At 60.4% G+C, this 18927-nt stretch carries 14 protein-coding genes; 4 read left to right on the top strand and 10 right to left on the bottom strand.

Features of this window, described 5'->3' with window-relative positions; all coding sequences use genetic code 11:
• Positions 1–51: 51 nt before the first annotated feature.
• The 10 genes from ACW9HW_RS21775 to ACW9HW_RS21730 form a co-directional block, all read right to left on the bottom strand.
• Positions 52–3084, bottom strand: a complete 3033-nt coding sequence (locus ACW9HW_RS21775) for a multidrug efflux RND transporter permease subunit (protein WP_457401716.1) — start codon at positions 3082–3084, stop codon at positions 52–54.
• Positions 3084–4247 (bottom strand): efflux RND transporter periplasmic adaptor subunit, encoded by a 1164-nt coding sequence (locus ACW9HW_RS21770; protein WP_095193102.1) that lies wholly within the window; start codon positions 4245–4247, stop codon positions 3084–3086. Before ACW9HW_RS21770 ends, ACW9HW_RS21775 begins: the two co-directional genes overlap by 1 nt.
• A 217-nt stretch (positions 4248–4464) precedes the next feature.
• Positions 4465–5562 (bottom strand): DUF1513 domain-containing protein, encoded by a 1098-nt coding sequence (locus ACW9HW_RS21765; protein WP_457401715.1) that lies wholly within the window; start codon positions 5560–5562, stop codon positions 4465–4467.
• Between the two features lie 14 nt (positions 5563–5576).
• Positions 5577–6641 (bottom strand): imelysin family protein, encoded by a 1065-nt coding sequence (locus ACW9HW_RS21760; protein WP_095193104.1) that lies wholly within the window; start codon positions 6639–6641, stop codon positions 5577–5579.
• A 27-nt stretch (positions 6642–6668) separates the two neighbouring features.
• Complete coding sequence (locus ACW9HW_RS21755; protein WP_457401714.1) at positions 6669–8096, bottom strand: di-heme oxidoreductase family protein; 1428 nt, start codon at positions 8094–8096, stop codon at positions 6669–6671.
• A 276-nt stretch (positions 8097–8372) separates the two neighbouring features.
• Positions 8373–9728: an imelysin family protein gene (locus tag ACW9HW_RS21750; RefSeq protein ID WP_095193106.1), complete on the bottom strand. Its 1356-nt coding sequence runs from the start codon at positions 9726–9728 to the stop codon at positions 8373–8375.
• A 242-nt stretch (positions 9729–9970) separates the two neighbouring features.
• Positions 9971–12022 carry a putative bifunctional diguanylate cyclase/phosphodiesterase gene (locus ACW9HW_RS21745; RefSeq protein ID WP_095193107.1) on the bottom strand — a complete coding sequence of 684 codons (2052 nt, stop codon included), beginning with the start codon at positions 12020–12022 and terminating at the stop codon, positions 9971–9973.
• 875 nt (positions 12023–12897) lie between these two features.
• A complete protein-coding gene (locus ACW9HW_RS21740; RefSeq protein WP_007986065.1) occupies positions 12898–13494 on the bottom strand; it encodes a superoxide dismutase in 597 nt (198 codons plus the stop codon).
• 177 nt (positions 13495–13671) lie between these two features.
• Positions 13672–14274: a LysE/ArgO family amino acid transporter gene (locus tag ACW9HW_RS21735; protein ID WP_457401713.1), complete on the bottom strand. Its 603-nt coding sequence runs from the start codon at positions 14272–14274 to the stop codon at positions 13672–13674.
• A 5-nt stretch (positions 14275–14279) separates the two neighbouring features.
• Positions 14280–14681: an ACT domain-containing protein gene (locus ACW9HW_RS21730; protein ID WP_457401712.1), complete on the bottom strand. Its 402-nt coding sequence runs from the start codon at positions 14679–14681 to the stop codon at positions 14280–14282.
• A 95-nt stretch (positions 14682–14776) separates the two neighbouring features.
• Here ACW9HW_RS21730 and ACW9HW_RS21725 point away from each other — a divergent pair, with 95 nt between their 5' ends.
• The 4 genes from ACW9HW_RS21725 (at position 14777) to ACW9HW_RS21710 (ending at position 18872) form a co-directional block, all read left to right on the top strand.
• Complete coding sequence (locus tag ACW9HW_RS21725) at positions 14777–15664, top strand: LysR family transcriptional regulator ArgP (protein ID WP_095193110.1); 888 nt, start codon at positions 14777–14779, stop codon at positions 15662–15664.
• A gap of 109 nt (positions 15665–15773) precedes the next feature.
• Positions 15774–16766 carry an NAD-dependent epimerase/dehydratase family protein gene (locus tag ACW9HW_RS21720; protein ID WP_095193111.1) on the top strand — a complete coding sequence of 331 codons (993 nt, stop codon included), beginning with the start codon at positions 15774–15776 and terminating at the stop codon, positions 16764–16766.
• 105 nt (positions 16767–16871) lie between these two features.
• Positions 16872–17759 carry an ATPase gene (locus ACW9HW_RS21715; protein ID WP_095193112.1) on the top strand — a complete coding sequence of 296 codons (888 nt, stop codon included), beginning with the start codon at positions 16872–16874 and terminating at the stop codon, positions 17757–17759.
• A gap of 264 nt (positions 17760–18023) precedes the next feature.
• Entirely contained in the window at positions 18024–18872 is an 849-nt protein-coding gene (locus ACW9HW_RS21710) for a cache domain-containing protein (protein WP_095193113.1), read from the top strand.
• Positions 18873–18927 lie beyond the last annotated feature (55 nt).

Raw genomic sequence — 18927 nt, 5'->3', positions numbered from 1 at the left:
TCGTGCCGGCTGTTTCAGTGCATTCGCGAGCAGGCTCGCTCCCACAGGTTATCAGTGCAACGGCTTATCGGGTTTTGCCAACAACGTATAAACGCATGGCAACACAAACAACGTAAACAGCGTGCCGATCGACATCCCGGTCGCAATCACGGTACCGATATCGAACCGGCTGACCGCCCCGGCCCCCGTGGCGATGATCAGCGGTACCATGCCGAATACCATCGCAGCGGTCGTCATCAACACCGGACGCAGGCGAATAGCCGCGGCTTCCTCCACGGCCTCGCGCGGTGTCAGGCCCTTGTCCTTGCGCAACTGGTTGGCGAACTCGACGATCAGAATCCCGTGCTTGCTGATCAACCCGATCAGTGTCACCAATCCGACCTGGGTGTAGATGTTCATGCTCGACCAGCCGAGAAACAGCGGCAGCAACGCGCCACAAATCGACAGCGGCACGGTCACCAGAATCACCAGCGGATCGCGGAAGCTTTCGAACTGCGCAGCCAGCACCAGGAAAATGATCGCCAATGCCAGGGCAAAGGTGACCCACAAGGCGCTGCCTTCCTGCACGTATTGCCGTGATGCGCCGGCGTAGTCGATGGCAAACCCTACAGGCGCTTCTTCACGGGCGAACTGGCGCACGGTGTCGATGGCTTCGCCCATGCTGACCAGCGGTACCCCGGAAAGAATGGCCGAGTTGAGTTGCTGGAACTGGTTCAATTGCCGTGGGCGCGCCCGGTCGGTCACGGTAATCAGTGTCGACAGGGCCAGCAATTCACCCTGGGTGTTCCTGACGTAGTAATTGTTCAGCCAGTCAGGGTTATCCCGGAAGGGTCGCTCCACCTGGGCAATGACTTTGTAGCTACGGCCTTCAATGGTAAACCGGTTGATCTCCGCTTCGCCGAGCAAGGTCGCCAGCGTTCCACCCAGGTCCTGCATCGACACGCCCATCTGCGCAGCCTTGGCACGATCGATATCCACCACTACTTCGGGTTTGTCGAAGGCCAGGTCGACGTCGACGAAAGCGAACTTGCCGGATTCCATCGCGCGTTTTTTCACCCGGTCCACCACTTGCAGCAGCAACTCGTAATCGTTGGCGGTATTGATGACGAACTGGAAGGGCAGACCCTCACCTGTGCCTGGTAACGACGGCAGGTTGAAGCCGAAAATCTGTAGCCCCGGAATGCTCTCCAGCTTGGCCTGAACGTCGGGCAGGATCTGCATCTGGGTCCGGCTGCGCTCGTTCCAGGGCTTGAGCAGGAAGCCGCCGATGCCCGATTGCACGCCATTGAAGCCGTTGATCTGGAACGAGGAGTAGTACTCGGGAAACGCCTTGAAGATCGAGATGAACTCGTCGGTGTAGGTGTTCAGGTAGTCGAGGTTGGTTGGTTGCGGGGCGTTGGCCATCATGAAAATGATGCCCTGGTCCTCATCCGGTGCCAGTTCCGACTTGGTGAACTTGAGCAGTACCGGAATCAGGCACAGCACGATGACGGCAAAGACCAACACCACCGGTCGGGTGTTAAGGGTACCGTGCAGCAGGAGTTGGTACCGGCGCTTGAGGCCTTCGAAAATCAGGTCGAGACGATGGGCCAGGCCGGTGGGGTTTTCATCGTGACGCAGCAGGAAGGCGCACATCATCGGCGACAGCGTCAGGGCCACGACGCCGGAGATCACCACAGCCCCTGCCAGGGTCAGGGCGAACTCCTTGAACAGTGCCCCCGTCAGCCCCGTCAGGAAGCCGATCGGCGCATACACTGCCGCCAGGGTGATGGTCATCGATACCACCGGCATGGCGATTTCCCGGGCGCCTTCAATGGCCGCGTCCAGCGGCGACTTGCCTTCCTCGATATGACGGTGAATGTTTTCCACGACAACAATGGCGTCATCGACCACCAGACCGATGGCCAGCACCATCGCCAGCAGCGTCAGCAGATTGATCGAATACCCCATCATCTGCATGAAGAACATCACGCCGATCATCGACAGCGGGATGGTGACGACCGGGATCACCACCGACCGCAGCGCACCAAGGAACAGGAAGACCACCACGATCACGATCAACACCGCTTCGAACAGGGTTTTCACCACTTCATCGATCGAGGCCTGGATGAACAGTGTGGCGTCGTAGGCGATTTCACCCTTGAGGTTCGGCGGCAGTTGGGCTTCAAGATCCGGCATGATCTTGCGCACTTCCTTGATCACGTCCAGCGGGTTGGCGCCCGGCGTGGCCTTGATGCCGATGTACACCGAGGGCGTGCCGCCGAAGGAACTGATGGTGTCGTAGTTTTCCGCACCCATCTCCACCCGTGCGACATCACGCAACAGCACGCGACTGTCGCCATCGACCTTGAGCGGGATCGCCGCGAACGCTTCTGCGGACTTGAGCTCGGTACTGGCGTTGATGCTGGTGACCACATACTCGCCTTTCACTTCGCCGGCGGCGGAGAGAAAGTTGTATTGGCGTACCGCGTTGGTCACGTCGCTGGCACTCAGGCCGAAACCGGCAAGCTTCACCGGGTCCAGCCACAGGCGCATCGCAAATACCTGGTTGCCGAGAATCTCGGCTTCGGCCATGCCCGGCAGGGTCGCCAGTTTCGGCTGGATCACCCGCGACAGGTAGTCAGTGATCTGCGGGTTGCTCAATTCCTTGCTGAAAAAACTGATGTACATCAGCGCCGAGGCGTCGGCAGCTTCCTTGCTCAGGACCGGGTCTTCGGCGTCCTGAGGCAACTGGTTCTTGACCTCGTTGGCCTTGGCCAACAGTTCGGTGAACAGGCGATCGCTATTGGCGCCGATGCGCGCATAGATCGAAATCACCGAGAAATTCTGGCGACTGACCGAGGTCATGTAATCGATGCCCTCGGCGCTGGCCAGGCTCTGTTGCATCGGTTGGGTGATGTAGCCCTGGATGGTTTCGGCGTTGGCCCCCGGGTACGCGGTGGTCACCGTGATCAGGGCGTTTTCCATTTGTGGATACTGGCGCAGCGGCAACTTGCTCCAGGCCTGGAAGCCCAGCAGCACGATCAGCAGGCTGACCACGGTGGCAAGCACCGGGCGGCGAATGAACGGATCAGTAAAAGCCATCAGGGGTTCCTTGATCCGTCAGCGCGGGGCTGGCCGTTTTTCTCGGCCAGGGTCTTGTCGTCGCTGATGGCGATGTGCGCACCATTGTCCAGTTTGATCTGGCCGGCGGTCACCACAATTTCACCGTTCTGCACGCCTTTGGTGATCATCACCATGCCATCACGGCGTTCGCCGGTTTCGACGAAACGCCGTTCGGCGATCAGGACAGGTTGGCCCTTGTCGTCTTTTTCCACGCTGCCGTCTTCGGCTTTTTTCTGGGCGGCGATATAGACCGAGTTGCCATAGAGCGTGTAGGTGATCGCGCTTTCAGGCACGACGATGCGTGGCTGCGGGTCGGGCAAAATGACCTGCAGGCTGGCGAACATTCCCGGCAGCAGCTTGCCGTCGGGGTTGGCCAGGGTTGCGCGGACCTGCACGTTGCGCGTGCTGTTCTCGACTTTCGGGTTGATCGCGCTGATGGTGCCGGGGAACGTCTCCGTCGGAAAAGCCGCCACTATGATCTGCACCGGCTGACCGACGGCAATCTTCGGCACGGACTGTTCAGGTACGAAAAAGTCGACGTACAGACTGCTGAGGTCCTGGAGGGTGGCAATCATGGTGCCGGTGGCCACGTAGTCGCCGACGTCCACCTGACGAATGCCGATGGTGCCGCTGAAGGGGGCGAGGATGCTTTTCTTGCCGAGCGCAGCCTTAAGTTGATTGACCGTGGCCTTGCTCTTTTTCAGTACCGCCGAGAGTCGATCGAACTCACCCTTGGAAATGGCCTGGCTGCCCACCAGTTGACTGCCACGGCTGTAATCCACCTGGGCCAGTCCGAGGTCGGCCAGGGCGGTTTCGAGCAAGGCACTTTCAACGGCGCTGTCGAGCCGGACGATGGGTTGACCGGCCTTGACCTTCTGCCCTGACTCGAACTGCACATCGACGACGGTGCCGTCGGCCTCCAGGCTCAGGTCCACGCCTTGCAACGCCTTGAGGGTGCCTACGGTGGGCAGGCGAGCTTGCCAGGGCCGTTCGGTAGCCGTGGCCACGGCGACGCTGATGGGTGGCTTCGGCGCGGAGAAGCCCTGGATCATCGTGTAGATGGAGAAGGCTTTATACCCGGCCAGCACCAGCACGATCAGCAGAACAACACCCAACATGATCAGCATGCGGCGACGCAGCATATTTCCAGTTCCTTGGAGTAAATCAGGTGAGACAGGGGGGAACATTACCGCGAGTAGGAAGGGGAATCCAACTGGCACTTGTTACAGGCAGGTGCAAATCCTGTAGGAGCGAAGCTTGCTCGCGATGGACTCAAGAGCGCTGCGTTTACCCAGTAAACACGCGTAATCGTTAACGTCCATCGCGAGCAAGCTCGCTACTACAACGAGCAGGGCAATCTCAGATCAGATGAAGATGGTTGTCCCAGAGCCCCGCCGGCAGTTCCAGCGGTTTTGCAACCAGATCTGTCTGACGGCAATCGTAGTACCGGCAGCGTCCCTGGCCCGAGGTCACGACAAAACCGTCGGCCACCGCGCCAACCCCGGCGCAATCGGGAAGTGGCGCGTCCAGGCGCACTTCGCCACTGTCCAGGTCCCAGATGAAAAAGCGGTTGCCCCGGGGCGCGGTCAACGCCACCAGGCGCAAGTCGCTGTGCACTGCGACGCTCGCGGTGTAGTGCCCCATCGCCTGCAACTGGTGCTCGGGCACCGGGAACGCCACGAAGGGTTGACCGGGACGCTTGATCGCCAGCAGTTCCGAAGGCTCATGAGCCGCCCCCATGAATTGCTGGCCGGCGACAATGGTGCCGTCGCTGGCAATGCCCAGGTGACGCACGCTGTTCATCTGCTGGGCGAGGGTTTCCTTGCTCAGCAATGTGCCGTCGCGTTGCATCAGGACCAGGCTCGGCTCCATGGCATCGAGGTTCATCTCGACGCGGCTTTCGGCCTCGGTACGAATCCCGCCGTTAGCCACCACCAGGGTTTCGCCGTCGGGCATCCACGACACCTGATGCGGCCCGATGCCGTGGGTGGAAATCTCGCCGCTATGGACCAGCCGTTCGCCTTCGAATGTGTACACGCCGAGCAGGCCGCGACCCGGATCGCTCGTATCGTTTTCGGTGGCGTACAGCCAATCGCCGCTCTGATGAATCACCGCGTGACCGTAGAAGTGCCGGTTCGGCCGGGACGTCACGGTTTGCAGCAGGGTGCCGTCACGCAAGTCGATCAGGTAACTCTCGGTGCCCGGCCGCCGGGCGACAAACAGTGCGATCGGCAACGTCGGGTGGTTGATGATGTCGTGGCAGCGCTGACCGACCCGGGTGGCGAACACCCGGGTGCCGTCCAACCGATAACCGACGGCGTAATGCTTGCCGTCGGTATCGTCCCGCGCCGAAAGCAGCAGCGGGCTCTGATCCTTGCGCTTGAACAGCGTCCAGCCGCCCAGTGTCACTGCTCCCAGCAGCAAACTACCTAAAGTCAGAGCCTGGCGTCGCAGCATGGCACTCGCCCTCATCAGTCACCGTCGTTGGCGTTGAAGCCCAGTTGGATACCCAGCGCCTTGGCCAGCTCGCCTTCGTGCAGGCGGTGGACGACGTTGAGGCTGTCGTAGATGTCGTTGAGTTGCTGGCGACCGGCATCTTCACCGAGCAGTTCGGTCAGCGAGCGCTGGTTGCTGGCGAACAGTTTCAACGACGCGGCATAGGCGGCGTCGATCTTGTCGGCCAATGGTTTTTGCTCACTTGGCAACAGGCCTCGCAGGCCTTTATTGTCGACACCTTCCCAGACCGTTTTGGCGGCGGCGAGGCTGGCTTCCATGCTGGTAAGGGACGACTGGCTGCGCCACGCATCGGCCTGGAACGGTTGTGGAACGCCCTTGCTCTGGCGGCCCATCGGCGTGCCGAGCTTTTTCTTCAAACTGTCGAGGGCGGTGACCTGTACACGCAGCAGATCGGCGATTGCTTCGTGGGAGTCGGCGTAGCGCTGGTTGGGGAACTTGCTCATCTGCGCGAGCATGCCGTCGGTGTTGTTCCAGCTTTTAAGGATCTCTTCGGCCAGCTGCTTCTGGCGCTCGCCAATGGCGATCAGCAGAGGGCAATACTTGGTCTTCTGCTCGGCGTTGGCTACATCAGGCTTGCTGTCGAACAGGATGTATTCGTAGGCCGACAGCCCCTGAACCACAACGCTGGACTTGGCCAGCGCGGCGGCATCGATCTGAGGCTGCGCGGTGACCAGTTGTTCGACCTGACGGCCGACGAGGTTCTTCTTGTCCGGCCAGAACTGCACCTGCCACGAACGATTGCCCTCGGCCAGCGGCCCGATCAGCAGCGGTTGCAGCTCGGCCCAGGCTTTTTGTGCGTGCAGGAAATCGGCGCGGGCGGTGTCGAGGGTTTCCTTGCCTTCGCAGTACGCCAGGGCACTGATGGCCAGTTGGCGGTCGGCTTCGACCCAGCGGGTGTAGGTCGGCAGTATCACGGATTTGGCGATGGCCGCCGAAGTGACGGCTTGCGGGTCCTGTGGCGAACAAGCGCCCAAGGCTAGCGCGGCAAGGCTGGTGAACAACAATTTGGGACGGAACATGTCGGGCTCCCGCGGGTGGAATGGGTATTAAAGGGAATTCAAGAACGCCAGCAACGCAGCGCGCTGCTCGGCATTGAAAGTCAAAACCTGTTGTTGCGCAGCTGCAGCTTCGCCGCCATGCCAGAGCACGGCTTCGAGCAGGTTGCGGGCGCGGCCGTCGTGCAAAAACTGGGTGTGGCCACTGACCGCTTCGGTCAGTCCGATGCCCCACAACGGCGGGGTACGCCAGTCGCGACCGCCGGCCTGGAATTCGCTGCGGTTGTCGGCCAGGCCGTCGCCCATGTCGTGCAACAGCAGATCGCTGTAAGGGCGAATCTCTTGATTGGCCAGCTCAGGTTCGGCGGCGTTGGCGGCGGTGGTGTATTTCGGTGTGTGACAGGACTGGCAACCGGCCTGGTAAAACAGATTCTTGCCGGCCAGCACTTCAGGCGCGCCGACATCGCGGCGCGCCGGGACGGCGAGGTTGCGGGTGTAGAACAGCACCAGACGCAGGATGTTGTCGCTGACTTCCGGCTCGCCATCGGGGCCGGCGCCGCTCGGTGCCTGTTTGCAGGTGGTTTGCGCATCGGTGCAGTCATCAAAGGGTCTCAGGCTGGTCGTGAGGCCCATATCACCGGAAAACGCGTGAACATTTTGTTGATTGAGGGTCGGTTGCCCGGCTTTCCAGCCAAATCGTCCAATAACGGTCTTTTGCTGTGTGTCATCCCAGACCCGGTTCGGTCGACCGGCGATACCGTTTTTCTCTTTAGCCTGCGCCTCGGCGTTCGCCAGAATGGCCTCTTCCGGGATGGCTTCCAGCAAGCCCAGGCCGATCATCGGCGGTGCAACCCGGGCCGAGAAGCGGGTGTCGGGGTGCATCGGGCCGTAACCCAATTGGGTGATGTTCAAGGTCGGCTTGCGCAGCTCGACTACGGTGCCGTCCTTGAAGCGAACCGGCACTGGCGTGTAATCGACCCGCACCTTGCCTTCCGGGACTACGCCGGGCACGGCCATGTCCTGGAATTGTCCGCCGTAGATCGGCTCCGGTACGACACCCTGTTGCTCGATGATCCTGGCGTAGGCGGGAGCATCGGGAATCGACAGGCGCACCAGCATCGACACGGCATTCTGCGCATCCGGCGCAGGCGGGTGACCGCGACCGTCCTTGATATGGCAACCCTGGCAGGCGTTGGTGTTGAACAAGGGGCCGAGGCCGTCACGGGCGGTCGTGGTCGACGGGGCGATGACCCAAGGGTTGCGGAAGAAACTGTTGCCGACACTGAAGTCCACGCGCCGCGATGGCGGCAGGTTGGCCGATGGCAGCGAAAAGGCGTTCTGATCGGTCTTGCGCACGGTCGCACTGCCCCCGGAGCGGGCTTCACCGGGTTCTGCCTTGGTAAAACGCGGGGCGTCATCGCAGGCACTCAGGCCCAGGGCCAGGAACAGTGCGGACAAGCGAAGAGGCAGCGGGGGCATCAGACATCCTGCAAGACGAGCAAAACAAGGGCGCAAAGTCTAACAGGGTAGGGGGGTTTGAATAAGAGGAATTATCGTTTGCTTGAGGTGGGGCACACCCCATGAACACATTACAAACTCCTGTGGGAGCGAGCCTGCTCGCGAAAGCGGTAATGGTCGCACCGAAGATGTTGCCAATGATGGCCCTTTCGCGAGCAGGCTCGCTCCCACAATGGGGCGTGTTCAGGCCAACAAAAAGGCGACCCGAAGGTCGCCTCTTTATTCAGCCAGCGTTGATCAGAACTCGTGATCAGCGTTGTCCGGGTTCAGGTCGCTGATACCCAGTTTGCCAGCGGCGGCTTCGATCGAACCGGTCTGCTTGACCAGCGAAGCGATGGCGTCACGGACAATCTGGTTGCCGGCGGTGTTGCCGGCAGCGATCAACTGGTCGTAGTGCTCACCCTTGTTGGCGTGGTCGACGATGACCTGCATCTTGGCTTCAGTCGCGGCCAGATCGGCTTTCAGTGCGGTGTCGGCAGCCGGGTCGACTTTGGCCACCAGGGACGACAGGCTGGCACCCGTCATTTTGGTGCCGTCGACACGGGTGTATTCGCCCAGGTAGACGTTACGAACGCCTTTGGCATCGTAGAACTGCGAGTTGTGGGTGTTGTCGCTGAAGCAGTCGTGTTCGTCTTCCGGGGAGTTGGCTTCCAGGGAAACCTTCATGCGTTCGCCCGCCAGTTCGCCCAGGGACAAGCTGCCCATGCCGAACAGCATTTTACGCAGGCCGCTTTCAGCCGGTTCCGCTTCCAGGGTGGCGCGGTAGTTGTCGGCCACGTTCGGCTTCCAGTTGCCGACCATTTCTTCCAGATCGCTGACCAGCAGTTGGGTCACGGCTTTCAGGTAGGCACGGCGACGGTCGTTGTGGCCGCCGGTGGCGCCTTTGCCTTCCAGGTAATCGGAAGCAGGGCGGTTGCCGGCGCCAGGGCCGGTGCCGTTCAGGTCCTGGCCCCAGAGCAGGAATTCGATGGCGTGGTAGCCAGTGGCGACGTTGGCCTCGGAACCGCCCAGCTCGTTCAGGCTGGCGAGTTTTTCCGGGGTGATGTCTTTCACGTCGACCTTGTCTTCGCCGACCTGAATCTGAGTGTTGGCGATGATGTTGGCGGTGGCACCCGGGTTACCCAGCGCGTGCTCGTAGGATTTGTCGACGTAGTCGATCAGGCCTTCGTCCAGTGGCCAGGCGTTCACCTGACCTTCCCAGTCGTCGATGATGGTGTTGCCGAAGCGGAAGACTTCGCTCTGCAGGTAAGGAACGCGGGCGGCGATCCAGGCAGCCTTGGCGGCTTTCAGGGTGTCGGCGTTCGGCTTGGCGAGGAAGGCGTCTACAGCGGTTTGCAGGGTTTTCGCGGTGGATTCGGCATCGCTGTAGACAGCGAAAACGATGTCGGCGTAATGGGCGACAACGGCTTTGGCAGCGGCTTCATCGACTTTACCGGCAGCGGCAGGTGCAGCGGCTGGAGCAGCCGGGGCAGCAGCGGTGCTGGCAGCCGGCGCTGGTGCGGCAGCTTTTTCCTTGTCTTTGCCTTCACCGCAACCGGCGAGGGAAATTGCGATGGCCAACAGACTGGCGGTAGCCAGAGGCATACGAATCATGGCGAACATCCTGCTTCGAGAGGGGGTGGAATGGCGCGCCCGGCGCGCAAAACTGCCACATAATGCAAATCTTTCGCATTATGTGTAAAGGGTTGTGCTTGGAAATATTTCTTATTCACGGGACGGGTGTAGCAGATCTGTAGGAGCGAGCTTGCTCGCGATGGACGTTAACGATAACGCGTGCTGTCTGACAAAACGCGTCGCCTGTGAGTCCATCGCAAGCGAGCTCGCTCCTACAGAGGTTACAAAATAGCGGCGTTACTACGCTGGGCCTGCTTCAGATAAGCGCCCAATTCCCTTGCCGGCAACGGTTTGCTGTAGTGATAACCCTGACCTTCGTGGCAGCCTTCGGAGATGATGTAAGCCTCCTGTTCGGCCGTTTCCACACCTTCGGCGATCACCTGCATGCCCAGGCTCTTGCCCAATTGGATGATGGCGCGAACGATGGTTGCGTCGTCGTCATCATCGAGCAGGTCCTGAACGAAACTCTTGTCGATCTTGATCTTGTCCAGCGGCAGGCTTTTCAGGTAGCTCAGTGAGGAATAACCCGTACCGAAGTCGTCGATCGCGATCAGCGCCCCGGAGCGACGCAGGCTGAGCAAGTGCTGGGCGGCGGTGCTGATGTCTTCCATCAGGCCGGTTTCGGTCACCTCCAGCTCCAGGCTGCGCGGTGGCAGGCGATACATCTGCAGCAGGTTGTTGACCACCCTTGGCAACTCGGCGTGGTGCAGTTGCACGGTGGACAGGTTCACCGCCATGCGCAGGTCGCTGAAACCCTGGTCATGCCAGTCTCGCAATTGCTTGCAAGCCTGATCCAGCACCCACTCGCCAATGGCAATGATGGTGCCGTTCTGCTCGGCCAGCGGGATGAACAGGTCCGGCGGAACCAGCCCGTGTTCCGGATGCTGCCAGCGAATCAAAGCCTCGACGCCGACTACCCGGTGGTCGCGGTAGCTGATCTGTGGTTGATAGACGAGGTAGAACTGCTCGCGGACCAAGGCATCGCGCAGGTCTTTTTCCAGCTCGCGACGGCGGCGCATCTCGGTGTCGACGCTGGCGATGTAGAACTGATAGCGGTTGCGCGAGCGAGTCTTGGCCAGGGTCATGGTCTGCTCGGCTTTCTGCAGCAGCTTCTCGGTGCTGTCACCGTCTTCGGGGAACAGGGTGATGCCGATGGTGGCGCGCAGGCGGATTTCCTGATGATCGAGGGCAAACGCCGCTTCCAGGTCATCGAGAATGCTTTGGGCCAGCTCGGCGGCTTCGTAGGGTTGTTCGATATCGGCCTGCACCAGGGCAAACTGGTCGCCCCCGAGGCGGGCGAGGGCACCAAGGCGTCCACTGTGCGCACGCAGGCGATCGGCCAGGGCCAGCAACAGCTGGTCGCCGGTCTGGTAGCTGAACTGTTCGTTGATGCCCTTGAAGTCATCGAGGCCGACACACAGCACGGCCACCCGTCGTTGCAGCTTGCCGGCGTCAACCAGAATCTTGTCCAGTTGTGATTGGAGTTGCTGACGATTCGGCAGGCCGGTGAGGAAATCGTACTGGGCCATGCGCAACAGACTGTTTTCCGCCTCGTGGCGCAAATGGGTGTTGCGCTCGATGGACTCCAGCAACTGGTTGGCGGTGTTGATCCAGATCCCCAGCTCGTTTTTTTCGTGACCCTTGAGCAGCGGGATCTTGTGTTCGCTGGGACGATCCGGGTTGATTTCGGTCAGGTGTTCGATAATCCGCGACAGGGGCTTGGTCAGCAACCAGTGATACACCAGATACAACACCAGCCCCATCGCCAGGGCGCGCAACACGCCGGATATGAAGATGATCACCGAACTGACGATAAAGCCTTGCCCATAGGTGGCGGTGTCGAGGGTGATACTCAGGTCGCCGTAGTACTCGCTGTAAGGGCCGCGTCCCACCAATTGGGTGGTGAAGGTGCGTTCCTTGCCGAGAATCAGGTCGGTCAGCCAGCGACTGCTGGAGTGCTGCAGCTCGCGGGATTTCTGCGCGAGCATGGCTTCATTGGGGTGGCCGATGGAGGCCTGGCGCACGGCATCGTCCTGAAACAGGCCTTCGATGACCTGCATGCCCATTTCCCGGTCCAGGCTGTAGACGGCCTGGGTCGAGGGATCGCGGAACATGTCGAGGATGCGTTCGGCATCGCCGGCAACGGCCTGGCGTGTTTTGTAGGCATCAAACACGATCTGCGCGCAGCTCAAGACCACGCCGACGATCAATGCCGACAGGAGTACGACCCGGAGCAACTTCACCGACAAGCTGTTCTTGAGTTCCAGCTTCAAAGGGTTATTCCTTGTTCCGTGCGGGTAGCATCAAGTTGCCATGAGTATTGGCAATCCCGTGATGGCAGTCAAAGGGACAATCATCCATGGGGGATTTTGCCTGCAGCTTGGCCGATATGCAGTTGTCTGCGGTAATTGTCCGATTAGTACTGTGTCGGTTGTCGAGTCCTTCAACTTGAGGAGGGATGTGGAGATATTTTCCTTCTGACTGATGTTAGACGGCTGTGGCGCCGGGGCAAGGGGTTGAAGGCTGGTTTCATCGTGGGAAATTGGCTTGCGTTGTTGTTCTCTTTATCTTGGCGGCTTTAGGGTCGACCAAGCTCTGGGTTGTCGGAGTACATATCCGTTGTTGCGGTAACGGCCACTGGCGGTTTCGCCCTTACGGCGACTCACTTTTTTGACAAACGCCTCAAAAAAATAAGCAAAAAAACGCTCGCCCCGAGCGTCCGGCCCCTCGCCAGGGCTCGGGATTCCTTCGCTCCGGCATTCATCCGGGGGCATCGCCCTCCGGTTGGCTTCGCTGCACCTGCATGCAATGTGTTCGACTGCGTCGAACGGCGCTGTGCGCCAATCCCCGGATGAACACCTCCACTCAGCCTTCCGATGGGGCGGGTGGATCAAGATCAAGAGCTGAAGGCGAGCTAACGCTCGGCCTGATGAGTGGTGAAAGCAGCGGGTGTACGGCGACCCATTGTGGGAGCGAGCCTGCTCGCGAAGACGGCCTGACAGCCAACCAATCTCTTGCAGATGTATCCGGTTCCCCTGTGGGAGCGAGCCTGCTCGCGAAGACGGCGGAACAGTCACCACCGTTCCTCTGCTCATATCCTTCTATAAAAAAACCCGGCAAAAGCCGGGTTTTTTGTCTGGCATCGAGCTTAAGCGGTGAAGGTTTTGCCTTCGAACTGCTCAGCCACGAATTTCCAGTTGACCAGGTTCCAGAACGCTTCGACGTACTTAGGACGCAGGTTGCGGTAGTCGATGTAATAAGCGTGTTCCCAGACGTCGCAGGTCAGCAGCGGGGTGTCGCCGTTGGTCAGCGGGTTGCCGGCGCCGATGGTGCTGGCCAGGGCCAGGGAGCCGTCAGCCTTTTTCACCAGCCAGCCCCAGCCGGAACCGAAGGTGCCGATGGACGTCTTGCTGAACTCTTCCTTGAACTTGTCGAACGAACCGAACGCAGCGTTGATGGCTTCAGCCAGTGCGCCGGTTGGTTGACCGCCGGCGTTTGGCGCCAGGCAGTTCCAGTAGAAAGTGTGGTTCCAGACCTGAGCGGCGTTGTTGAAGATGCCGCCCGAGGAAGTCTTGACGATTTCTTCCAGGGTCTTGCCTTCGAACTCGGTGCCTGGCACCAGGTTGTTCAGGTTCACGACGTAGGTGTTGTGGTGCTTGTCGTGGTGGTATTCCAGAGTTTCCTTGGAAATGTGCGGCTGCAGTGCATCGTGTGCGTAAGGCAGTGGCGGCAATTCGAAAGCCATGGTGGATCTCCTAATCAGGTCAGTTGCGGTGAGCGCAAGGCCGATCACGGGCGGCCAGACAAGCGCCGGGGAGTTTTATACTCTTTGCGGCGCAGGAGTCGGATCATAGCACCGGGGGTGCGGCATAACCACGCAACAACTGTGTGGAATAGAGGTTCCAGAGCCTTTTGGAATAAATCAACCAGCCATGATCAGTTGCAACGCTACAGCGAACATCATGACCGCGACCAACAGGTCGAGAATTCGCCAGGTGCCCGGTCGAGCCAGCCACGGAGCCAGCCACGCCGCGCCCAGTGCGAGGGTGAAAAACCACAGCAACGAGGCACTGGCTGCACCGACCACATAAGCGCCGGGTTCTGTCTGCTGCGCGCCGAGCGAACCGATCAACAGGACGGTGTCCAGATACACATGGGGGTTGAGCAGCGTCACTGCCAGCGCACTGAGCATCACCGCGCGCAAAGAGCGCACCGTCTGGTTTTCACCCTGCTGCAGACTTTGTTTCGAACAGGCACGGCGCAACGCCTGGCTGCCATACCAAATCAGAAATACAGCGCCACCCCAGCGGGCCACTGCCAGTAAAGTCGGGTTCTGCGCCAGCACCGTCGCCAACCCGAACACCCCGGCGGCCACCAGCAACGCATCGCAGGTCACGCACAGTGCCGCCACCGGCAAATGATGTTCACGTCGCAGACTCTGGGCCAGTACAAAGGCGTTTTGGGTACCGATCGCCATGATCAGGCCCGCGGCCACCAGCAGGCCGTTTACATAGCTTTGCCACATAGTTGCTACTCCGCGTTGGCTGCGAGGTCGCGCAACACCTGCATGGCGCGCTCGGCGTCGGCCTGGCCGACGAATAAATGGTCGTGGTAATAGCCGGCAATCACGTTGCAACTGATGCCGGCCTTGCCCAGTGCCGTGGTGAAGGCGGCGGTCAGGCCGACGGCTTCGAGGGCCGAGTGCACGTTCAGGGTGATCCAGGCCGCGACGTAGTCGAAGCTGAAACCGGCTTGTTCGGCGTGAGAGCGTTCGAGAATCACGGTCAGGCCTTCCTGTTCACGGAAGCTGCCAATGATGTCCACGCCTGAAGGCAATCGCCCGTCATGCAGAGTGCAAAACACGTATTCGCCGGCGTTGAGTTGCGGGCTCATGCTGCGCAGCAATGTTGCCAATGAAGTTTCGCCAGCCATGTGAGTGATCCTGTTCAAGAGTTCTTGCTGGCCATTCTCCGGCAGGACGCTGTATAAGAAAAACCAATAGTGGTGATCGCTCATTAGGAAAACTGATGTTCGACTATAAATTGCTTTCTGCCTTGGCCGCGGTGGTCGAGCAGGCGGGTTTCGAACGGGCTGCGCAGGTACTGGGCTTGTCGCAATCGGCGATTTCCCAGCGCATCAAATTGCTTGAAGCACGGGTCGGCCAACCGGTGCTGGTGCGGGGCACGCCGCCGTCGCCGACCGAGATTGGCCGGCGTCTGCTCAATCATGTGCAGCAGGTGCGTTTGCTTGAGCGCGATTTGCAAACATTGGTCCCGGCGTTGGACGAAGAAGGACTGCCAGAGCGCCTGCGTATCGCTCTGAACGCTGACAGTCTGGCGACCTGGTGGGCGCAAGCCGTAGGGGATTTTTGTGCGGATCAGCATTTGTTGCTGGACCTGATCGTCGAAGATCAGACCGTCGGCCTCAAACGCATGCGCGCAGGGGAAGTGGCGGCCTGCCTGTGTGCCAGCGAGCGACCCGTGTCCGGCGCCCGCAGCGTGCTGCTGGGGGCGATGCGTTACCGGGCATTGGCCAGCCCGGCCTTCATCGCCCGGCATTTTCGGCAAGGTGTGCGTGCCGACCAGTTGGCCAGAACCCCGGCCCTGGTATTCGGCCCGGATGACTTCCTCCAGCATCGCTATCTGGCGTCCCTCGGTGTCGATGGCGGATTCGAGCACCACTTGTGCCCATCGTCCGAAGGCTTCATCCGTCTCGCAGAAGCCGGACTCGGCTGGGGGCTGGTGCCGGAACTGCAGGTTCGCGAACAGCTGGAGCGCGGCACTTTGCTGGAGCTTTTGCCAGATAAGCCGATCGACGTGGCGTTGTACTGGCATCATTGGCGCAATGGCGGTCAGTTGCTGGGGTTGCTCACCGATCAATTGGTGCGCGCGTCCAAGCAATGGCTGGTGGCCTGAGAGCAGTTGCAAGCGTCAAGCTGCAAGCCGCAAGTGAAGAGCTTGCGCATCCTTTTTTAACTTGCAGCTTGTAGCTTGACGCTTGCAGCTGTATCCGAAGGAATACCTCATGAAGATTCTGGTCACCGGCGCAAGCGGCTTCATCGGCGGGCGCTTTGCGCGTTTCGCCCTGGAGCAGGGCCTGGAAGTGCGGGTCAACGGTCGCCGGGCCGAGGGTGTGGAGCATCTGGTGCGGCGTGGCGCCGAATTCGTTCAGGGTGACCTCAGCGACCCCGAGTTCACCCGCGAACTGTGCGCCGATGTCGAGGCCGTGGTGCATTGCGCCGGTGCCGTCGGCGTGTGGGGGCGCTATCAGGACTTTCACCAGGGCAACGTCCAGGTCACGGAGAACGTGGTCGAGGCCTGTCTGAAGCAGCGGGTCCGGCGCCTCGTGCACTTGTCGTCGCCATCGATCTACTTCGATGGCCGTGACCACTTGGGCCTGACCGAGGAGCAAGTCCCCAAGCGCTTCAAGCATCCCTACGCCGCGACCAAATACCTGGCTGAGCAAAAGGTCTTCGGCGCCCAGGAATTCGGCCTCGAAACCCTGGCCCTGCGCCCGCGTTTCGTCACCGGTGCCGGTGACATGAGCATCTTCCCGCGCCTGCTCAAGATGCAGCGCAAGGGACGCCTGGCGATCATTGGCAACGGCCTGAACAAGGTCGATTTCACCAGCGTGCAGAACCTCAATGAAGCGCTGCTCAGCAGTTTGCTGGCCAGCGGCTCGGCCCTGGGCAAGGCCTACAACATCAGCAACGGAACACCGATTCCCTTGTGGGACGTGGTCAATTACGTGATGCGCAACATGGAGGTCCCACAAGTAACGCGCTACCGTTCCTACGGCTTGGCCTACAGCGTTGCCGCACTGAACGAAGGCGTGTGCAGGTTGTGGCCGGGTCGTCCGGAACCGACCCTGTCGCGACTGGGCATGCAGGTCATGAACAAAAATTTCACCCTGGACATCAGCCGTGCCCGGCATTATCTGGATTACGACCCGAAGGTGAGCCTGTGGACCGCTCTCGATGAATTCTGCAGTTGGTGGAAGGCCCAGGACATTCGTTGAACGGCCCCTGGACTGAACCGACTACGGGGTTGAGGGTCAATCGGTGCGGCCGTGGGGGTTATACTCGCCGCATCAAGCCATCACCGTTTCACAAAGGTTGACTCCATGTCCATGCGTAACGATGCCAACGACGACTTCGATGATGTACCGAGCCTGCGTGCCGATAGCCTCGACGACGATGACTATGTACCCACCTCGCGTACGTCCGTGCATTCGCGCACGGCGCCCGTGGTCAAGGTCAAGAGCCCGAGCACCGGGCCGTTGTGGGCGCTGGTCGGCGCTTTGTTCTTTGCGTTCGCGGGCCTGGCCTGGTGGAGCTTCCAGCAGATTTCGCTGATGGAGCAGCAACTGGTGGCGACCCAGGAAAGCTTCGCGCGTATCAGTGAGGAAGCGGCAGGGCGCCTGCAGGACATTTCCGGCAAGGTGGTCGCCAGCCAGACCAATGTGACCTCCGACAGTGAAGCCTTGAAATTGCAAATCAAACAGCTGCAAAGCCAGCTGCAGGATCAGGGTAAACAGCAGCAGGGCGTGGCCGGTCAGGCTTCGGAGCTGGACAAGCGACTGGCGCAGATGACCGCCCAGACCACCGAGCTGGACAAACGCCTCGAGCAGATCACCGCTCAGAATACCGCTCATGCCGCTGAGCAACAGACCGCCACCATTCAATTGCAGGCTCAGGTCAAAGTCTTGAACAGCGACGTAGCCGTGCTGAAAAGTGCCCCGGCGGACACTGAGAAGTTCGACGCCCAGCTGAAAAGCCTCGGTGCCGACATCAGCGCATTGAAAAAACAAGGCAACCCGAACGCCGCCATCGATCGTCTGGAACAGGAGATCGTCATCCTCAAGAGCGAGCAGGACAATCGCCCGACACCGGCTCAAGGCTCGACCAATACCGCGGAGTTCGACGCCTTCCGTGGCCAGGTCACCCGCAACATCAACACCCTTCAGGCGCAGATCCAGAACCTGCAACAGCAACTGCGCGCAAGGCAGTAAAAGACCGGATACTGAACAACTGTGGCGAGGGAGCTTCTGTGGCGAGGGAGCTTGCTCCCGTTGGGTGGCGCAGCCGCCCCACTCCATTCGCTGCGGTTGACCAGACAAGCCGCGTTGTCTGATAGGCGGCTGCTGCCCAACCGATCGGGAGCGAGCTCCCTCGCCACAAAAAGCAGTTCCGGCACACTGCGCTCCGCTGAACATCCATACATCCCCCATTGCCGTCTACGCTCTTGAAACATCAACAAGAACGAGGGATGCGCAATGGGGGTTCTGCATAAGCTGGCCTTGCTGGGCGGGATGCTTTTGTTGTGCCTGGGCCAGGTTCAGGCCGCCGGGACGGAAAAAGCTGACAGTCAGGCCGCCATCGCCTTGCTGGAAAAAGCCCTGGCCTACTACCACGACAATGGTGACAAGGCCTTCGCCGCGTTCAGCCGCCAGGGCGAGTTCGTCGACAAGGACCGTTATGTGTTTGTCGTCGACACCAAGGGCGTGATGCTTGCCAGCGGCGGTCCGTCCGCGGCGCTGATTGGCCGGGATGTGTCGGAGGTCCTCGGGCCGGATCTGCGCAAATCCTTCAAGGATGCCCTGAAAGTGCCGGAGGGCAATGGTATCCAGCAAGCGGAATATCGCTGGCAGAACTGGGCCGATGGCAAGGTCGAGCGCAAGCATGTGTACTACCAGCGTGTCGGCCAGCGGATCCTCGCGGTCGGCTACTACCTGCCACGGGCCTCGGCGGAACAAGCCATGGCCTTGCTGAACAAAGCGGCGACCGACCTGGCCAAGGACGAGAAGGGCACCCTGACGGCGATCAACGCCCTCAAGGGCGGTTATCTTCAGGATGATTTGTATGTGTTTGTCGTCGACCTGAACACCCGGCGCTATGTCGCCCACGGCACCAACCTGCGCTTGATCAACACGGATTTCGGCAAGATCAAGGACCCGGAAGGCAAACCGGTGGGGGAGCCGATTCTGGCGCTGATGAGCCAGCAGGATTATGGCGAGTACGCATACCGGTGGAAGAATCCGGTGACCGGCAAGGTCGAGGACAAGCATGCCTACCTGAAGAAGGTCGGGCATTTGCTGGTGGCGGTGGGGTATTACAGCCCTTGAATGGCGGTGCCTGACAGTCCGCCTTCGCGAGCAGGCTCGCTCCCACAAGGACCGC

This window comes from Pseudomonas sp. SDO5532_S415, assembly GCF_054071155.1.
The sequence above is the reverse complement of the archived record's forward strand: the minus strand, read 5'-3'. Positions and strand labels throughout refer to the sequence as shown.

Coding starts and splice junctions, on each gene's coding strand:
- ACW9HW_RS21775 (WP_457401716.1), bottom strand. CDS start 3,084: ATGGCTTTTACTGATCCGTTCATTCGCCGCCCGGTGCTTGCCACCGTG.
- ACW9HW_RS21770 (WP_095193102.1), bottom strand. CDS start 4,247: ATGCTGCGTCGCCGCATGCTGATCATGTTGGGTGTTGTTCTGCTGATC.
- ACW9HW_RS21765 (WP_457401715.1), bottom strand. CDS start 5,562: ATGCTGCGACGCCAGGCTCTGACTTTAGGTAGTTTGCTGCTGGGAGCA.
- ACW9HW_RS21760 (WP_095193104.1), bottom strand. CDS start 6,641: ATGTTCCGTCCCAAATTGTTGTTCACCAGCCTTGCCGCGCTAGCCTTG.
- ACW9HW_RS21755 (WP_457401714.1), bottom strand. CDS start 8,096: ATGCCCCCGCTGCCTCTTCGCTTGTCCGCACTGTTCCTGGCCCTGGGC.
- ACW9HW_RS21750 (WP_095193106.1), bottom strand. CDS start 9,728: ATGATTCGTATGCCTCTGGCTACCGCCAGTCTGTTGGCCATCGCAATT.
- ACW9HW_RS21740 (WP_007986065.1), bottom strand. CDS start 13,494: ATGGCTTTCGAATTGCCGCCACTGCCTTACGCACACGATGCACTGCAG.
- ACW9HW_RS21735 (WP_457401713.1), bottom strand. CDS start 14,274: ATGTGGCAAAGCTATGTAAACGGCCTGCTGGTGGCCGCGGGCCTGATC.
- ACW9HW_RS21730 (WP_457401712.1), bottom strand. CDS start 14,681: ATGGCTGGCGAAACTTCATTGGCAACATTGCTGCGCAGCATGAGCCCG.
- ACW9HW_RS21725 (WP_095193110.1), top strand. CDS start 14,777: ATGTTCGACTATAAATTGCTTTCTGCCTTGGCCGCGGTGGTCGAGCAG.
- ACW9HW_RS21720 (WP_095193111.1), top strand. CDS start 15,774: ATGAAGATTCTGGTCACCGGCGCAAGCGGCTTCATCGGCGGGCGCTTT.
- ACW9HW_RS21715 (WP_095193112.1), top strand. CDS start 16,872: ATGTCCATGCGTAACGATGCCAACGACGACTTCGATGATGTACCGAGC.
- ACW9HW_RS21710 (WP_095193113.1), top strand. CDS start 18,024: ATGGGGGTTCTGCATAAGCTGGCCTTGCTGGGCGGGATGCTTTTGTTG.